The organism is Sulfitobacter profundi, from assembly GCF_042661425.1.
Taxonomy (GTDB): domain Bacteria; phylum Pseudomonadota; class Alphaproteobacteria; order Rhodobacterales; family Rhodobacteraceae; genus Sulfitobacter; species Sulfitobacter profundi.
This window is the reverse complement of the sequence record NZ_JBHSWA010000001.1, coordinates 3,125,858-3,141,433: the sequence shown is the minus strand read 5'-3', so window position 1 is coordinate 3,141,433 and position 15,576 is coordinate 3,125,858. Positions and strand designations below refer to the sequence as shown.

Annotated in this window: 18 protein-coding genes; 8 read left to right on the top strand and 10 right to left on the bottom strand. The window is 62.1% G+C overall.

Features of this window, described 5'->3' with window-relative positions; genetic code table 11:
- Positions 1 to 14: 14 nt before the first annotated feature.
- From ACFQAU_RS16325 to ACFQAU_RS16315, 3 genes are read right to left on the bottom strand one after another with little or no spacing between them, the layout of a single operon-like run.
- Positions 15 to 551: a GNAT family N-acetyltransferase gene (locus ACFQAU_RS16325; RefSeq protein ID WP_132443453.1), complete on the bottom strand. Its 537-nt coding sequence runs from the start codon at positions 549 to 551 to the stop codon at positions 15 to 17.
- Positions 551 to 1,828: a phosphopyruvate hydratase gene (gene eno / locus ACFQAU_RS16320; protein ID WP_132443452.1), complete on the bottom strand. Its 1,278-nt coding sequence runs from the start codon at positions 1,826 to 1,828 to the stop codon at positions 551 to 553. The genes ACFQAU_RS16325 and eno overlap by 1 nt, the downstream gene beginning before the upstream one ends.
- 11 nt (positions 1,829 to 1,839) lie before the next feature.
- Positions 1,840 to 2,763, bottom strand: coding sequence for a DMT family transporter (locus tag ACFQAU_RS16315; RefSeq protein ID WP_386283475.1), 924 nt, complete (start codon positions 2,761 to 2,763; stop codon positions 1,840 to 1,842).
- 129 nt (positions 2,764 to 2,892) lie between these two features.
- On the opposite strand from ACFQAU_RS16315, the gene ACFQAU_RS16310 reads away from it, so the two are divergent.
- Positions 2,893 to 3,954 (top strand): AbrB family transcriptional regulator, encoded by a 1,062-nt coding sequence (locus ACFQAU_RS16310; protein WP_132443451.1) that lies wholly within the window; start codon positions 2,893 to 2,895, stop codon positions 3,952 to 3,954.
- A gap of 7 nt (positions 3,955 to 3,961) precedes the next feature.
- Here ACFQAU_RS16310 and ACFQAU_RS16305 read toward each other — a convergent pair whose 3' ends face one another.
- Together ACFQAU_RS16305 and ACFQAU_RS16300 are read right to left on the bottom strand one after the other, a co-directional pair.
- Positions 3,962 to 4,660 carry an NYN domain-containing protein gene (locus ACFQAU_RS16305; RefSeq protein ID WP_132443450.1) on the bottom strand — a complete coding sequence of 233 codons (699 nt, stop codon included), beginning with the start codon at positions 4,658 to 4,660 and terminating at the stop codon, positions 3,962 to 3,964.
- Positions 4,657 to 5,076, bottom strand: a complete 420-nt coding sequence (locus ACFQAU_RS16300) for a Fur family transcriptional regulator (RefSeq protein WP_067629018.1) — start codon at positions 5,074 to 5,076, stop codon at positions 4,657 to 4,659. Before ACFQAU_RS16300 ends, ACFQAU_RS16305 begins: the two co-directional genes overlap by 4 nt.
- Positions 5,077 to 5,424: 348 nt before the next feature.
- Here ACFQAU_RS16300 and ACFQAU_RS16295 point away from each other — a divergent pair, with 348 nt between their 5' ends.
- Both ACFQAU_RS16295 and ACFQAU_RS16290 read left to right on the top strand, forming a co-directional pair.
- On the top strand, positions 5,425 to 6,735 hold the full coding sequence (locus tag ACFQAU_RS16295) for a DEAD/DEAH box helicase (protein ID WP_120351011.1): 1,311 nt from the start codon (positions 5,425 to 5,427) through the stop codon (positions 6,733 to 6,735).
- Positions 6,736 to 6,748: 13 nt separating this feature from the next.
- A complete protein-coding gene (locus tag ACFQAU_RS16290) occupies positions 6,749 to 6,943 on the top strand; it encodes a hypothetical protein (protein ID WP_206054258.1) in 195 nt (64 codons plus the stop codon).
- A 3-nt stretch (positions 6,944 to 6,946) separates the two neighbouring features.
- On the opposite strand, the gene ACFQAU_RS16285 is transcribed toward ACFQAU_RS16290, so the two are convergent.
- The 4 genes from ACFQAU_RS16285 to mazG all read right to left on the bottom strand — a co-directional run bounded on the left by ACFQAU_RS16285 (position 6,947) and on the right by mazG (position 10,645).
- The gene (locus tag ACFQAU_RS16285) at positions 6,947 to 8,356 is read right to left on the bottom strand and encodes a protein adenylyltransferase SelO (protein WP_132443449.1); all 1,410 of its coding nucleotides are present in this window, start codon (positions 8,354 to 8,356) and stop codon (positions 6,947 to 6,949) included.
- Positions 8,356 to 8,805 carry a GNAT family N-acetyltransferase gene (locus tag ACFQAU_RS16280; protein ID WP_132443448.1) on the bottom strand — a complete coding sequence of 150 codons (450 nt, stop codon included), beginning with the start codon at positions 8,803 to 8,805 and terminating at the stop codon, positions 8,356 to 8,358. The genes ACFQAU_RS16285 and ACFQAU_RS16280 overlap by 1 nt, the downstream gene beginning before the upstream one ends.
- Entirely contained in the window at positions 8,802 to 9,743 is a 942-nt protein-coding gene (locus ACFQAU_RS16275; RefSeq protein WP_132443447.1) for a nucleoside hydrolase, read from the bottom strand. Before ACFQAU_RS16275 ends, ACFQAU_RS16280 begins: the two co-directional genes overlap by 4 nt.
- A gap of 77 nt (positions 9,744 to 9,820) precedes the next feature.
- Entirely contained in the window at positions 9,821 to 10,645 is an 825-nt protein-coding gene (gene mazG, locus ACFQAU_RS16270; RefSeq protein ID WP_132443446.1) for a nucleoside triphosphate pyrophosphohydrolase, read from the bottom strand.
- A 64-nt stretch (positions 10,646 to 10,709) separates the two neighbouring features.
- Here mazG and ACFQAU_RS16265 point away from each other — a divergent pair, with 64 nt between their 5' ends.
- From ACFQAU_RS16265 to ACFQAU_RS16255, 3 genes are all read left to right on the top strand, one after another.
- Positions 10,710 to 11,879, top strand: coding sequence for a M20 aminoacylase family protein (locus ACFQAU_RS16265; protein WP_132443445.1), 1,170 nt, complete (start codon positions 10,710 to 10,712; stop codon positions 11,877 to 11,879).
- Positions 11,879 to 12,844, top strand: a complete 966-nt coding sequence (gene speB / locus ACFQAU_RS16260; RefSeq protein ID WP_132443444.1) for an agmatinase — start codon at positions 11,879 to 11,881, stop codon at positions 12,842 to 12,844. The genes ACFQAU_RS16265 and speB overlap by 1 nt, the downstream gene beginning before the upstream one ends.
- 105 nt (positions 12,845 to 12,949) lie before the next feature.
- Positions 12,950 to 13,375, top strand: coding sequence for a DUF1499 domain-containing protein (locus ACFQAU_RS16255; protein WP_132443443.1), 426 nt, complete (start codon positions 12,950 to 12,952; stop codon positions 13,373 to 13,375).
- On the opposite strand, the gene ACFQAU_RS16250 is transcribed toward ACFQAU_RS16255, so the two are convergent.
- Complete coding sequence (locus ACFQAU_RS16250) at positions 13,313 to 13,600, bottom strand: hypothetical protein (RefSeq protein ID WP_386283460.1); 288 nt, start codon at positions 13,598 to 13,600, stop codon at positions 13,313 to 13,315. The two genes, ACFQAU_RS16255 and ACFQAU_RS16250, sit on opposite strands and share 63 nt — an antisense overlap.
- Before the next feature lie 72 nt (positions 13,601 to 13,672).
- Here ACFQAU_RS16250 and prfA point away from each other — a divergent pair, with 72 nt between their 5' ends.
- Positions 13,673 to 14,728, top strand: a complete 1,056-nt coding sequence (prfA, locus tag ACFQAU_RS16245; RefSeq protein WP_132443442.1) for a peptide chain release factor 1 — start codon at positions 13,673 to 13,675, stop codon at positions 14,726 to 14,728.
- Entirely contained in the window at positions 14,725 to 15,567 is an 843-nt protein-coding gene (prmC, locus tag ACFQAU_RS16240) for a peptide chain release factor N(5)-glutamine methyltransferase (RefSeq protein ID WP_067629029.1), read from the top strand. Before prfA ends, prmC begins: the two co-directional genes overlap by 4 nt.
- Positions 15,568 to 15,576 lie beyond the last annotated feature (9 nt).

The following is a 15,576-nucleotide window of genomic DNA, read 5'->3' as shown; positions in this document are numbered from 1 at the left end:
CCCCTCATTATGCGCTACCGGGGCAGAGCGGCGGCAGTCGTCAGCGGCAGCTCATAAAAGCAGATCGCCTTACGGGCGAAATCAGGCATTGGCTGATAGGGCCCCCGCTCAATAAACCCAAGCGAGGCATAGAGCGCGCGGGCAGGGGCAAAGGCGATGGACGTGTCGAGATAGACCTTCTCAAACCCATCCTCCCGCGCCTGATCTATCAACCTTTGGCAGATCGCCCGACCCGCACCTGTACCACGGGCGGCATCCGTCACGAAGACGCGCTTGATCTCGCTCTCGGTATCGCTCAGCGCATGGGACATGCCGCAGCCCAAAGGGATGCCATCCCGCTCGGCCAACAGAATGATGCCGCGCGGGCGGGCGTGTTCATCGGCCAGACGGGCCATCAGAGCGCTGTATTTGTCTTGCGGATAGAAGGTCTCGACAATCAGCCGCTCGGTCGGGGCGAAGTTGTACAGAAAGTCACGGTAGGCCCAGCAAAGTTCAACCACCGCCGCGAGATCCGCAGCGGTGGTGACAGGACGAATATCAACTTTAGACATCAGCCGCGCAGGATCGAGCGGCCCGCGTATTGCGCGGTCTCGCCCAGCATTTCCTCGATACGGATCAACTGGTTGTACTTGGCCAGTCTGTCGGAACGCGCGAGCGAGCCGGTTTTGATCTGACCGCAGTTTGTCGCCACGGCAAGGTCTGCGATGGTGGCATCCTCAGTCTCGCCCGAGCGGTGCGACATGACGTTGGTGTACCCTGCGCGATGCGCGATATCGACAGCCTTGAGCGTCTCGGTCAGGGTGCCGATCTGGTTGACCTTCACCAGCATGGAGTTGGCGCAGCCGCGTTTGATGCCGTCGGACAGACGCGCGGGATTGGTCACGAAGAGATCGTCGCCCACCAATTGCACCTTGCCGCCCAAGACATCTGTCAGTGCCTTCCAGCCGTCCCAATCGTCTTCGGCCATGCCGTCTTCGATGGAGATGATCGGATAGTCGTTCACGAGGGCTGCCAGATAGTCGGCGTTCTCTTCGCTCGACAGGGTCTTGCCCTCACCGGAGAGGACATATTTGCCGTCTTTGTAGTATTCCGTCGCCGCGCAATCGAGGGCGAGGTACATGTCTTCGCCGGGCTTGTAGCCCGCTTTTTCGATCGACTTCAAAATGAAATCAAGCGCATCGCGTGACGAGCTGATGTTTGGGGCAAAACCACCTTCGTCGCCGATCCCGGTCGACAGACCCGCGGCGGAAAGTTCTTTTTTCAGCGTGTGAAAGACTTCGGCGCCCATGCGCACGGCTTCGCGGATGTTCTCCGCGGCGACCGGCATGATCATGAATTCCTGAATGTCGATCGGGTTGTCGGCATGTTCGCCACCATTGATGATGTTCATCATCGGCACGGGCAGAACGCGGGCAGTGGTGCCGCCGATATAGCGGTAAAGCGGCTGCGCGCAGTAGTCTGCGGCGGCCTTGGCGGCGGCCATCGACACACCCAGAATCGCATTTGCACCAAGGCGGGATTTGTTCTCGGTTCCGTCGAGTTCGATCATCATCTCGTCGATCTCAACCTGCTCGGTCGCGTCGATCCCGACCAGCGCTTCGGCGATCTCGCCGTTCACGGCGGCGCAGGCTTCCAAAACGCCTTTGCCGAGGTAGCGGGATATGTCGCCGTCGCGACGCTCATTCGCCTCATAGGCGCCGGTGGAGGCACCGGAGGGGACAGCGGCGCGGCCCATGGTCCCGTCTTCGAGGATAACGTCGACTTCGACCGTCGGGTTGCCCCGGCTGTCGAGGATTTCGCGGGCGTGGATGTCGATGATCGTGCTCATGGGCTTTGTCCTCATGTTCGGGTTTGCAGCGGTTTACCCCGGCAGGCCCGGCTTGGAAAGACCGCGGCGGGGCCGGGGGTGATTTTGCGTTCGCGCAGCAGGGTATAGACCCCCGAGGCGATGATGATCGCGGCCCCCACGAGCGTCAGCGTGTCGGGGGATTCGTCAAAGACCACGATCCCCGCGACCAACGCGAATAGCATCCGCATGTAACGAAAGGGCGTGACGAAGCTGACTTCGCCCACGCGCATGGCGGCCACGATGGCGTAATAGGCCATCACACCGATCACCATCGCGGCGGCAAGATAGACCACCTCGGCCCCGCCGGGCATGGCGGCGGGGGTGCCAGCAGCCAGCATCAGGATCAGCCCTGCCGGAACCAGCACGATAAAGGCAAGAAAGCTAAGCTGCATGGAACTGATGCTTTTGGGGACTTTACGGGTCGCCAGATCGCGCAGCGCAAGGCCGATGACACCTGCCACGGCAAAGAGCGACAGCGCGTTGAACCCCTCCAACCCCGGGCGGACGATCAGCAGCACGCCGAGGAAACCCACGACAATCGCGCTCCAACGGCGCCAGCCGACGGGTTCTCCCAGAAACAGCGCCGCACCAAGGGTCACGGCCAGCGGGGTCGCCTGCAAAATAGCAGAGGCCGAGGAAAGCGGCGTCAGCACGATAGCGGTCACGAAACACAGGGTGCCCAGCACCTCCCCCACGGCGCGCAGCAGGATCGGCCCGGTGAGCATATCCGCAGAGAACAACCGCCGCCCCTGAATGCGCAGGATCACGGCAAAGATCGCCCCGCCGCCCGCGCCCAACAGCGCGATGATCTGCCCCACGGGGAGGGCATCGCTCGTCAGTTTGACGAACATATCCTCAATGGCGAAACCGGCCATGGCCAGCACCATCAGCATCGCGCCGCGCAGATTGTCCATGTTATCGCCCTTTCACACCGGATATTGCCAATCGCCCATGAACCTTTTGCGATGAAAGGGCAAGAGCCCAAAATGCGCGTCATGCGTGTGGCTCTGGCGCCCGCTGCGGCAGGGTGCTAGCCATCATGCATGAGATGGCCCAGCCTTTCCCTTGCCCCGCGTGACACCCTGCTGACCCTTGCCACAGGGGGTCTTGGCGCGCTGCTGTTTTGGTGGCTCAACGCCCCTGTCTATATGCTGCTGGGGCCGGTGATCGCGGTGAGTGGTCTGGGGCTGGCCGGTCTGCGCACGGCGGTCGACCCGCGGCTGCGGGATGCCTGTTTCGTGGTGCTGGGCATCGCTGTCGGCGCGGGATTTAACCAAGATGCTGTCAACGCCATGGTGCGCTGGCCGCTGGCCTTTGTATTTATGACGGGGGTGATCTGGGGGATTATGGCTGTCTGCCGCTGGATGCTGGCGCGGTATTTCGGTTTCGACGCGCGTTCCGCGCTTCTGGCCTCGGCTCCGGGGCATCTGAGTTTCGTCATGGCGATTGCCAGCGACGGAGGCTCTGACGTGCCGCGGATTTCGATCACCCAGTCGGTCCGGCTTTTGGCATTGACCATTGTCGTGCCTTTTGCCGCTTTGCTGATGGGCGTCGATATGACCGGCAATATCGCCCCGGCGGGCGCGGGGATGGAGGTGCTCTCAATCTTCGTGATGATCTTTGCGGCCGTGGTTGTAGGGCTGATCTTTGCCCGGCTTTCGGTGCCCGCACCGCTTTTGATGGGGGCGATGGTGGTCTCTGCCATCGCGCATCTGACCAAGTTGGAGACCGGGGTGCTGCCGGGTTGGCTGACCCTTATCGCCTATCTGGTGCTGGGCTGCCTGATCGGCACGCGATTTTCTGGCATTACGCCCGCACGGTTTGTCAGCGGGCTTGGCGCGGGACTGGCGATTACCGGCGTGGCCGTCGGGCTGGCGGGGCTGGGTGCTGTGCCTGTGGCTTGGGCGCTCGGCATGCCGCTGGGCCATGTGTTGGTGGCTTTCGCGCCCGGTGGGCTTGAGACGATGATCGCGCTTGGCGCGGTGCTGGCCGTGGTGCCGGGGTTTGTCGCCGCCTGCCACATCATGCGGCTGGTGGTGCTGAGCGTGCTGTTGCCCGCCATGCTGTCGCGCGTGGCGAAGCAAGAACAGCGCGCCGCCGAATGACCCCGCCCTAGCTTTTCAAGCGAACCATGAGCCGGTTGCCATCTTTGCGCGTTTCCAAGGCTTTGAGGTCGGCGGCCAAGGCGCTCAGCTTGCCATGGCCATATGTCCGGCTGTCGAAATCCGGATGCGCCGCCTGAATGGTCTGGCCAATCTGGCCGAGGTTGTACCAATCGTCTTCGGTGTCGATCTTCTCCATCGCCGATTTGAACAGGGGCAGGGCGTCGGCCACTTTGGCGCTGGCGCGTGACGTTGTGTCCGGCTCTGCTCCGTCGAGGTTTTCGATCAAGATGAAGCGGTTGTAGACGTTGCGCAGCGAATCGTGGGTCTTCTTTTCGCCGATGCCGATCACCGTCACCCCATCTTCGCGCAGACGGTTCACCAGCGCGGTGAAGTCACTGTCGGAGGAGACGATTACGATAATATCAAAGCGGCGGCTGTGCAGAATGTCCATCGCCTGAATGACCAGCCCTATGTCGCTGGCGTTCTTGCCCTTGGTGTTCGCGGTTTCCTGATGGGCCACCAAGCCCAACTCGCGGATCGGCGCCTTCCATCCTTTGAGGTGGTCATTCGACCAATCGCCATAGACGCGGCGCAGGGCGGGCTCTCCGATGGTTGTGACCTCCCGCATGATGGCCGCAGCATGTTTGGCCGGGACATTGTCGGCGTCGATCAACACGGCCAGAAGCGGGCGGTCACGGTCGGTCATGGGTCATCCTTCTTGATTGGCACACCGTAAAGTTCCATCCGGTGCCCCTGCAGTTTGTAACCCAATTTACGCGCGATACGTTCCTGAAGCTCTTCGATTTCTGCGTCGACGAACTCAATCACCTCGCCGGAATTCACGTCGATCAGGTGGTCGTGATGTTCGCGCTGCGCATCTTCATAGCGCGCCCGGCCATCGCCGAATTCTAACTTGTCGAGGATGCCTGCCTCTTCGAACAGTTTCACCGTGCGGTAAACCGTGGCGATAGAGATGCCGCTGTCGATCTCAGTGGCGCGGGCCAGCAATTCCTCGGCATCGGGGTGGTCGTCACTGTCGTGAATCACCTGCGCGATGACCCGGCGTTGACCTGTCATGCGCAGGCCCATGGCCTCGCACCGTTTGATGATCGGGTTGCGCATCGTTTCGCCCTTCGTCCGTCGGACCACGTTCCTAACATTCTAGCGCGGTCAGACGCCACCGCAATTGAACCCCGCCGGTTGACTTTTGCCCGCGCACCGCCCATGTGGGGGTCAAGCGAAGCCTTCTGCCGCGTGAGCAGTATCAGCGCCAAGTCCCATAAGGGGCCTCTGGGACGCTGACGACAAGGCCCGCCGATGTTCCCAAAATCACGCGTGGGGCCAAGCGCGACAGACGGGTGTGAGGCATGTGGCCTGCGCCCGCGATCTGGCTTGCGCGACCCCGTGGCGCCTGAATTGGGCGCGGCGACTAAGGATGGTGCGCGCTCTTGCGTGCCGGAAAGTGAACGAATGAGCGATTTTGACATGATGGGCCTGCCAAAGAACTTGGTGGCCCGGTTGAATGAAATGGGTCTGAAAGATCCGACCCCGATCCAACGACAAGCAATCCCCCAAGCCATGAATGGCCGCGACGTGATGGGCCTTGCCCAGACCGGCACCGGCAAGACGGCGGCCTTTGGTGTGCCGCTTATCGCGCAGATGATGGAGCTTGAAGGCCGCCCCGCGCCGCGCTCCGTGCGCGGGCTTGTCTTGGCCCCGACACGCGAGCTGGCCCAACAGATCGCCGTGAACCTGCGCGGCTATGCCGAAGGCACGCCGATCAAAGTGGCGATGGTTGTCGGCGGTCAGTCGATCAACACGCAGATCAAGCGTCTGGAGCGCGGTGTCGATCTGTTGATCGCCACGCCGGGCCGTCTGCTGGACCTGCTGGACCGCCGCGCGGTCAAGCTCGACACCACGACCTTCCTCGTGCTGGATGAGGCCGACCAGATGCTCGACATGGGGTTCATCCATGACCTGCGAAAAATCTCGAACCTGATCCCGAAAGAGCGTCAGACGATGCTGTTCTCGGCGACCATGCCCAAGCTGATGAACGAGATCGCCAACAGCTATCTTAGCAGCCCGATCCGCATCGAAGTCTCGCCTCCGGGCAAGGCGGCGGATAAGGTGACGCAAGAGGTGCACTTCATCGCCAAGGCCGAAAAGACCGAACTGCTGAAAGAGCTTTTGGCCAAGCATAAAGGCGAGCGCGCATTGGTCTTTGGCCGTACAAAGCATGGCTCGGAAAAGCTGATGAAGACGCTGGTGAAAGCCGGTTTCGACGCCGCTTCGATCCACGGCAACAAAAGCCAAGGCCAGCGTGACCGCGCGATTGCGGGTTTCAAAAATGGCGACATCACTGTGCTGGTGGCCACCGATGTGGCGGCCCGTGGTCTGGATATCCCGGATGTGAAGCACGTCTATAACTTCGAGCTGCCGAACGTGCCTGACAACTATGTGCACCGGATCGGTCGGACCGCGCGGGCGGGCAAGGACGGCGCTGCCGTGGCCTTCTGCGCACCGGATGAAATGGGCGAGTTGAAAGCGATCCAAAAGACCATGGGCATCTCGATCCCTGTGGCTTCGGGCCGTCCTTGGGAAGTGATTGATGAGCCGTCCAAACCCAAAGGCCGTGGCCGTGGGCGCGGTGGCCGTCCGGGTGGCGGCGGTGGTCGTCCCGGTGGCGGAGGCGGGGGCGAAGGCGCTGGCAAGCCAAGCGGTGGTCGTCGCCGTCGGCGCGGTGGCGGCGGCGGGAAGCCGGGCGGCCAGCAGGCAGCCTAAGCCGACATTTAGAATGTTGAACGACCCAATGGCGTGCTGTGACAACCACAGCGCGCCATTGACTTATCCGACCCGCGTGGCTGCGGTCTTAGCGGTGCTTTTCGGCTGGCTGATCCTGTCGCAAGACATCGGGCTCACCGTTTGGTTCGCCCTGCTGCTGGTGGCGACAGGGATCCACCTGATCAACCGCAAACCCCGAGTGCGCTAGGCTTCAGGTCCCGCAGAAGGTCGCCGGGACGATCTCATCTTCGGTCGGCGGGCGCTGAAGCTCGGGATCGGTCTCTTCAAAGGGCGTCGCCAGCGCTGTCATCAACCGCTCGAACGGGGCCATGTCGCCCGCAACGGCGGCTTCGATCATCTGCTCAATCCGGTGGTTGCGCGGGATCACGGCGGGGTTCGCCGCCTGCATGACCGCCTGCGGGTCCGGCTCATCCTTGATCCGGCTGCGCCAGTTTTCGGCCCATGCGTCAAAGGCATCGCGGTTGGTAAAGTGATCACGCGCTTGATCGGTCCCAAGGGCGCGGAACGTGTTGGTGAAATCCGAGCCGTCCGTTTGCATCAGGCTCAGCAGTTCGTTGATCAGATCCACATCCTCGGGTCGAGGATTGGAAATCCCGAGTTTGGCCGCAAAACGCCGCAGCCATGCGGCTTCGACCAACTCGGGCATGTCATGCACGATTTCGGTGGCGTCTTCGACGGCGGTCTCTTTGTCGTCCATCTGCTGTAAAAGCGAGGTCGCAAGCTGCGCCATGTTCCACACAACGATCTGCGGTTGATTGCCATAGGCATAACGGCCCTGCCGGTCGATGGAACTGAACACACGGCCCTGATGAAAGGCATCCATAAAGGCGCAGGGGCCATAGTCGATCGTCTCGCCTGAGATGCTGCAATTATCGGTGTTCATCACCCCGTGGATAAAGCCGAAGGACATCCACTGCGCCACCAGCTCTGCCTGCGCGGCACAGACCGCGCGCAGAAGGTCAAGCGGACCCTCGGCATCGGGATAATGCCGCGCAATGGCATAGTCGGTGAGGGTTTTGAGCGCCTCCGTCTCTCCGCGATGGGCAAAGACTTGAAAGGTGCCGACGCGCAGATGGCTTGCGGCGACGCGGGTGACGATGGCGCCGGGCAGAGGGCCGCTTTCGCGCAGGATCGGCTCCCCGGTGGCAACGACGGCGAGGGCCCGGGTGGTCGGCACGCCGAGCGCATGCATCGCCTCGCTGATTAGATATTCGCGCAGCACCGGCCCAACCCAGGCGCGGCCATCGCCCATACGCGAATAGGGCGTCGGGCCGGAGCCTTTGAGCTGAATGTCACGGCGCTTGCCGACGCTGTCGACGACCTCGCCCAGCAGGATCGCACGGCCATCGCCAAGCTGCGGGTTGAAATTGCCGAACTGATGCCCGGCGTAAAGCTGCGCCAAGGGGGCCGCCCCTGCGGGCACCGCATTGCCGCCGAAAACCTGCGCGCGGGTCTTTGCATCGCCGCCTTCGATTCCGAGCGACGCCGCCAGATCGTCGTTCCATGCCAAGAGCTTGGGTTCTTTTACCGGCGTCGGGTCGAGCCGGGTAAAGAACCCGTCGGGCAGGGTGGCATAGCTGTTATCAAAGGGAATACGCATCACAGTTTCCGAGACATAAGCATGTAATCCTCGCGGGGGCGGAAGCCCGCACGGGTATAGACTTTGAGCGCCGCTTTATTGGTGCGGTCCACCTCAAGATGGATGGCGCGCAACCCGCCTGCGGCAAGCGCCCGTGGCAGAGCGATCAGCGCTTCCGAGGCAATGCCGCGCCCCCGCACGCCGGGACGGACGTAGATTTCATCAATGATGGCGTCCAGCCCGCCGAATTCAACCGACCAGCCGAAACAGATCACCACATAGCCAATCGGCGCGCGGGGCGGGCCGATCAGATAGGCGGCCCCATGGGGGATCCCCTCCAGCAGCGGCGCCAATCCGTTGCGGCGCTGCTCATCGGTCATCTCAATGCCCGCTTCGGCATGAAAGGCCGCGACCAGCCCTACCAGTTTATCAAGATGCTCAGGCGCGCCGAGGGTGAGATGTGCGCTCATAGACGGGCCAGCCTTTCGGTGAGCAGCGCAAAGAACCCATCGGCATCAAGGTCGCCCACGAAAAGCGCGTTGGGCGCGCGGTCTGTCACGCCCCACCAATCGGCTACGGTCATGCCCATGGTCAGTTCAGACACAGTCTCGATCTCGACGTTGATATGGCGACCTTTGAACAGATCGGGGTTGATTAGATAGGCGGTGACGCAAGGGTCATGCAACGGCGCGCCTTCGGAGCCGTATTTCTCTTTGTCGAACCGCTCGAAGAAATCGGTCATTTCGGCCACGGCGACACCCACCGGCGTGCCAATCGCGCGGAAGGCATCGTTGCGCGGTTTGGTGACCAGCGCCTTATGGGTCACGTCCAGCGGCATCACGACGATGGGAATACCTGATTTAAACACGATATCAGCGGCATGGGGGTCGACGTAGATGTTGAACTCCGCCGTGGGGGTAATATTGCCCCCTTCGAAATAGCCACCGCCCATCAGCACGATCTCTTGCACCTTTTCGGCGATATCGGGCGCCTTTTGCAGGGCGGTCGCAATATTGGTGAGCGGGCCCAAGGGGCAGAGGGTCACGCTGCCTGCGGGATGGGCGCGGATCTGTTCGATGATGAAATCGACGCCATGCCCCTCGGCCAGCGGCATGGTGGGGTCGGGCAGGTCGGGGCCATCAAGGCCGGTCTTGCCGTGCACATGTTCTGCCGTCACCAAGTCACGGCCCAGCGGGCGGTCGCAACCGGCAAGGACCTTTACATCCCGGTGCCCCGCCAATTCGCAGACGATGCGCGCATTTTTCGAGGTCAGCTCCAGCGGCACGTTGCCCGCGACACAGGTGATGCCCAGCACGTCGATCTCTTCGGGGCTGGCCAGCGCAAGGAGGATCGCGACGGCGTCGTCCTGTCCGGGGTCGGTGTCGATGATGATTTTGCGCGGGGTCATGGGCTTACTTTCGTCAAATTGCTTGGGGCAGAGCCTTGCCGGAGGCTCATGTCTTTGTCCAGCCGCAGGCCCGGCGATTAGCCGCGTTCCGCCAGTTTCACGGCATCCCAAAGCGCATCCATCTCAGACAGATCACTGTCTTGCGGGGTTTTGCCCATGGCCGCGAGCCGCGCTTCAATCCCTTCAAACCGGCGGGTGAATTTGGCATTTGCAGCGCGCAGGGCGGCTTCGGGGTCGAGCCCAAGGTGGCGGCCCAGATTGGCCATCACAAACAGCAGATCGCCGTATTCCTCCTCAACCTCGGCCTGCGAAAGCGTATCTTTCGCCTCGACCAATTCGGCGGCCTCTTCGGTGATTTTGTCCAGCACCTGTGTCGTCTCGGGCCAATCAAAGCCGACCCGCGCTGCGCGTTTTTGCAATTTCATCGCGCGCAACAAAGCGGGCAGGCCGATCGCCACCCCGTCCAGCGTGCCGCCCTGTGCTTTGCCAGCGCGCTCTGCGGCTTTGATCTTTTCCCAATCGGCGGTTTGCTGTTCGGCGCTCTTGTCGCGGGATTCGTCGCCAAAGACATGCGGGTGGCGCGCCACCATCTTATCGCTGATGTTGCGCACCACAGATTGAAAGGTGAAATGCCCCGCTTCTTCGCCCATGGCCGTGTGATAGACCGATTGCAGCAGCAGATCGCCCAGTTCGCCCTCAAGTTCCGCCCAATCGCGGCGGGCAATGGCATCGGCAACTTCATAAGCCTCTTCAATGGTATAGGGGGCGATGCTATCGAAATCCTGTTCGATATCCCAGGGGCAGCCGGTGTCGGGATCACGCAGGCGGCGCATGATTTCAAGCAGCCGTTCAATGCCCGCATCGGAATCGTGAATGAGATCGGCTTTTGTGTTGTCCGGCATTGCAGGCCCCGTATGTCTGGTGTCAGATGCACCCTGACCAAACCAACCCCAAGGAGTCCAGCCCATGCCCGTGGTAAACCGGATCAATGCCTTTGCGGAGGATATGACAGCGTGGCGGCGCCATTTGCATAGCATCCCTGAGTTGGATCTGGAATGTCATGAGACGGCGGCCTTTGTCGCCGAACGGCTGCGGGAATTTGGCGTCGATGAACTGCACGAAGGCATCGCGACAACCGGTCTGGTTGCGATCATCAACGGGCAGGGCGCAGGGCCGACGATCGGCCTGCGCGCCGATATGGATGCCCTGCCCATACATGAAGCGACGGGCAAGGACTACGCCAGCACCCGCATGGGCAAAATGCACGCCTGCGGGCATGATGGGCATACCACGATGTTGCTGGGCGCCGCGCGTTATTTGGCCGAAACACGCAATTTTTCGGGCCGGGTGGCGCTAATCTTTCAACCTGCTGAAGAGGCCAGCGGCGGCGCTGGTATTATGGTCGAAGAAGGCATCATGGAGCGGTTCGACATCGCGCAGGTCTACGGCATCCACAACATGCCCGGGTTGGACGAAGGTGCGTTTTTCACCACCCCGGGGCCGTTCATGGCAGCGGTGGACGAGTTTCACATTCACATCAAGGGCAAAGGCGGCCATGGCGCGATGCCCCATGACACCCGCGACCCTGTGGTGGCGGCCTGCGGCATCGCCACAGCGATCCAGACCATCGTCAGCCGCAATCATGTCGCGGCACAGGATCTGGTGGTTTCGGTCACGCAAATCCACACCGGAAGCGCCGATAACATCATTCCTGAGACCGCCTATATCAACGGCACCGTGCGCACCTTTGACCGCGAGGTGCAGGAGATGGTGATGCGCCGCATGCAGCAGATCGTGGACGGGCAGGCGGCAAGCTATGACGTTTCAGCCGAGCTGGTCTATGAGGTCGGCTATCCCGCCACGGTCAACGATCCCGCCAAGACCGAAACCGCCATCGCGGCGGCAAGCGAAGTGGTGGGCGCGGACCGCGTGCATGGCGACTATGGCCGCGAAATGGGCGCGGAAGATTTCAGCTTTATGCTTGAAAAACGCCCCGGTGCCTATCTGTTCCTCGGGACCGGTAAGGGCGCGGGGCTGCATCATCCGGAATACGACTTCAACGACGAGATCGCGCCGCTCGGCGCATCCTTTTTCGCCCGCATCGTTGAGCGGGCACAGCCAGCAGGAGGCAAGTAATGGCACTGGAAGACGCGGCCAAACAGATGGATATGGCCTTTACCCGCGAGGACCTCAAAGGGCCGAGCTATGAGTTGACCTTTGGCGGTGCGACCTCCTTCCTGCGACGCAAATACACCAAAGATCTGACCGGCGTGGACATTGCCGTAACCGGCGTGCCCTTTGACCAAGCGGTGACCAATCGCCCCGGCACCCGCCTTGGCCCCCGCGCCATCCGCGAGGCGAGCGCGCTGCAAGCGCCCGACGCGCCCTATGGCTGGGACTTTGACGTGCTGAGCGAATTCGCCATCGCGGATTATGGCGATCTGGCTTTCGACTATGGCCATGTCAGCCAGTTTCCGGCGGCACTCATTGCGCATATCAAGACCATTCTGGATGCCGGTGCGGCCTCGGTCGTGCTGGGCGGGGATCACTATATCTCCTTCCCGATCCTCAAGGCCTATGCCGAAAAATACGGGCCGATCAGCCTGTTACAGTTCGACGCTCACACCGATACATGGGCCGACGACGACATGGACCGGATCGATCACGGCACCATGTTCTACAAGGCCGTGAAGTCCGGTATCGTCGATCCCGCGACCAGCGTGCAGGTCGGCATCCGCACCACCAACGAAGACACGATGGGCGTCAACATCATCGACGCACGTGAGGTGCATGAAAAAGGGCCGCAGGCGACCGTTGCCAAGATCAAGGAAATCCTCGGCGACCGGCCTTGTTATCTGACCTTCGACATCGACGCGCTCGATCCGGCCTTTGCCCCCGGCACCGGCACGCCGGTCTGGGGTGGGCTGACCTCGGCGCAGACCTCGATCATGCTGCGCGATCTGGCCGGGATCAACATCATGGGCGGCGACGTGGTTGAGGTCTCTCCGCCCTTCGACACCACAGGCGCGACAGCGATCGCGGGCGCGCATGTCGCGACCGAGATTCTGTCGTTGCTGGGCCACCGCATGAGAACCGCGTGAGCGAAGGCCACAACTTCATCGGGCAGCCCTCAGGCTTGGGGGCCGCCCACCTCACCGCGACCACCTGCGTCGCCTCAAATCGCCGACCTTTGAAAGGTGCTTAAAATGCTGTTCTGGATCATCGTGATCGCCCTCGTCGCCTTGGTGGCCTATGTCCGATTTGCGCCAACCGATACCGCGCGTTGGCATGCGCAGGCCGAAGGGCAAAAGATGGGCAAGACCCAAGGCACCAACAGCTATATCTGGCGCGCACCGGTTGACGGCGACGGGCAAGAGACTTTGGCGCAGCTTGATAGTGCCATCATGCAGACCCCGCGTACCGAGGTCGTCGCCGGATCACTGGCCGAGGGGCAGGTCACCTATGTCACCCGCACCAAATTGATGGGCTATCCAGATTTCACCACCATCGGCGTCTACGGCGCTAATCCGCGCTACATGGAAGTCTATGGCCGCTCGCGCTTTGGCCGGTCAGATCTGGGTGTCAACGCCAAACGGGTCAACGGCTGGCTCGCTCAGATTGAGGCGCGATGACAGGCAGCCTTGCTGCACCTCGCGCCACATCGGCACGTTGAGCGACATCTGGCATTGCGCCATGAACATGCGCCCACCGACCTGTAGGCAGATAGTTTCACCCAGTTCCACACGGGCGCCGGTGCTGTTGGTGCAATAGCAATCAATCGTCTTGCCGCCCGGCGCTTTGACATCCGCAAGGGCAGGGTGCAGGGCCGTCAGGGCCACAAGGCAGGTGAGCGGCATGATGCGTTTCATAGCCCATGATAGCATAAGCCGCCTCTTGACCAAAGCTTTTGCATAAGCGACAGGAACCCCATGATCCCGATGCACCGCCTCGCGCAAATCTCGCAACGCTTCCAGTTTCTGGAGGCCAGCATGTCTGCTGGCTCCGATGGGGCCGATTTTGCAGCCCTCGCCAAAGAATACAGTGATTTGAAGCCCGTGGTGGATCAAATCGACCTTTACCAGCAGCTTCAGCGCGACCTTGAAGAAGCCCAAGAGATGCTGAAAGACCCCGAGATGGCCGAGCTTGCGCGCGAAGAACTGCCGCGTCTGCGGGCACGTCTGCCGGAGGTGGAGCAGGGGTTGCAACTGGCGCTTCTGCCGCGCGATTCCGCCGATGCGAAGCCCGCGATGTTGGAGATCCGCCCCGGCACTGGCGGCGATGAGGCCGCTTTGTTCGCAGGCGATCTGCTGCGCATGTACCAGCGCTATGCCGAAGCGCGCGGCTGGGGATTTGACCTTATCGAAAGCCAGATGACCGAGTTGGGCGGCGTGAAGGAAGTCGTGGCCCATATCACCGGCCAGAACGTTTTTGCCCGGCTGAAGTTCGAAAGCGGCGTGCACCGCGTGCAGCGCGTGCCCTCAACCGAAAGCGGCGGGCGTATCCATACCTCGGCAGCCACCGTGGCGGTGCTGCCCGAAGCCGAGGACGTGGATATCGAGATCAACGCAAATGACCTGCGGATCGATACAATGCGCTCCTCGGGTGCGGGCGGCCAGCACGTTAATACCACCGATTCCGCCGTGCGCATCACCCATATCCCAACCGGGATCGTGGTGACCTCATCCGAGAAATCCCAGCACCGCAACCGCGACAAGGCAATGCAGGTGCTCAAAGCGCGGCTCTATGACATGGAGCGCAGCCGGATCGACAGCGCACGGTCCGCCGACCGCGCGGCGCAGGTGGGCTCGGGCGACCGGTCCGAGCGCATCCGAACCTATAACTTCCCCCAAGGGCGGATGACCGACCACCGGATCAACCTGACGCTCTACCGTCTTGAGGCCGTGATGCAGGGCGATCTGGATGAGATCGTCGATGCGCTGACCGCCGACGCCCAAGCGCGGCAATTGTCGGAGATGGAGGGGTGAGCCCCCAGACCGCGGCCCAAGCCATGGCCGCCGCGGCCGGTCGGCTCCGGGCGGCGGGCGTGCCCGATCCGGCGCGGGATGCGCGGCTTTTGTTGGCCCATGCCGCCGCCGTGGATGCCGCCCGCGTGACCCTGATCGCGCCCGAGGAAATCGCCCCCGAGGTCGCCGAACGCTTTGAGCAGCTAATCGCTCTGCGGGCCGTGCGGGTACCGGTCTCACAACTCATTGGACGGCGGGCATTCTATGGCCGCGACTTTGCGATCAGCCGCGATGTGCTTGACCCGCGGCCTGAGACGGAAACCCTGATTGATCTGGCCCTCGGCAATGATTTCTCCCGCATTCTGGACCTTGGTACCGGGTCGGGCTGTATCCTCGTCACCCTGCTGGCCGAAAGGGCGCGCGCGACGGGGCTGGGCGTTGACCTTTCCGAAGCCGCCTGCCTTCAGGCCAGCGCCAATGCGGTTCAGCATGGGGTGGCCGAACGGGCCGACATCCGTCAATCTGATTGGTTCAGCGCCGTTGACGGGCGCTTTGATCTGATCTTGTCGAATCCACCCTATCTGGCTGCCGATGAAATGGCAGCGGTCTCTCCGGAACTGCGTCAGCACGAGCCAGAGATGGCGCTGACCGATGGGCAGGACGGGCTGAGCATCTATCGCATCATCGCCGCCGAGGCGCAGGGCTATCTCACGCCCGAAGGCCGGGTCATGGTCGAAATCGGCTGGCAACAGGGTGAAGCGGTGCAGGAAATCTTTGCCGCCGCAGGCTGGGGACGGGTGACGCTGGCGCATGATCTGGATGGGCGGCCAAGGGTCGTTTCAGCCGATAAACCGGCGTGAAATCGCGAA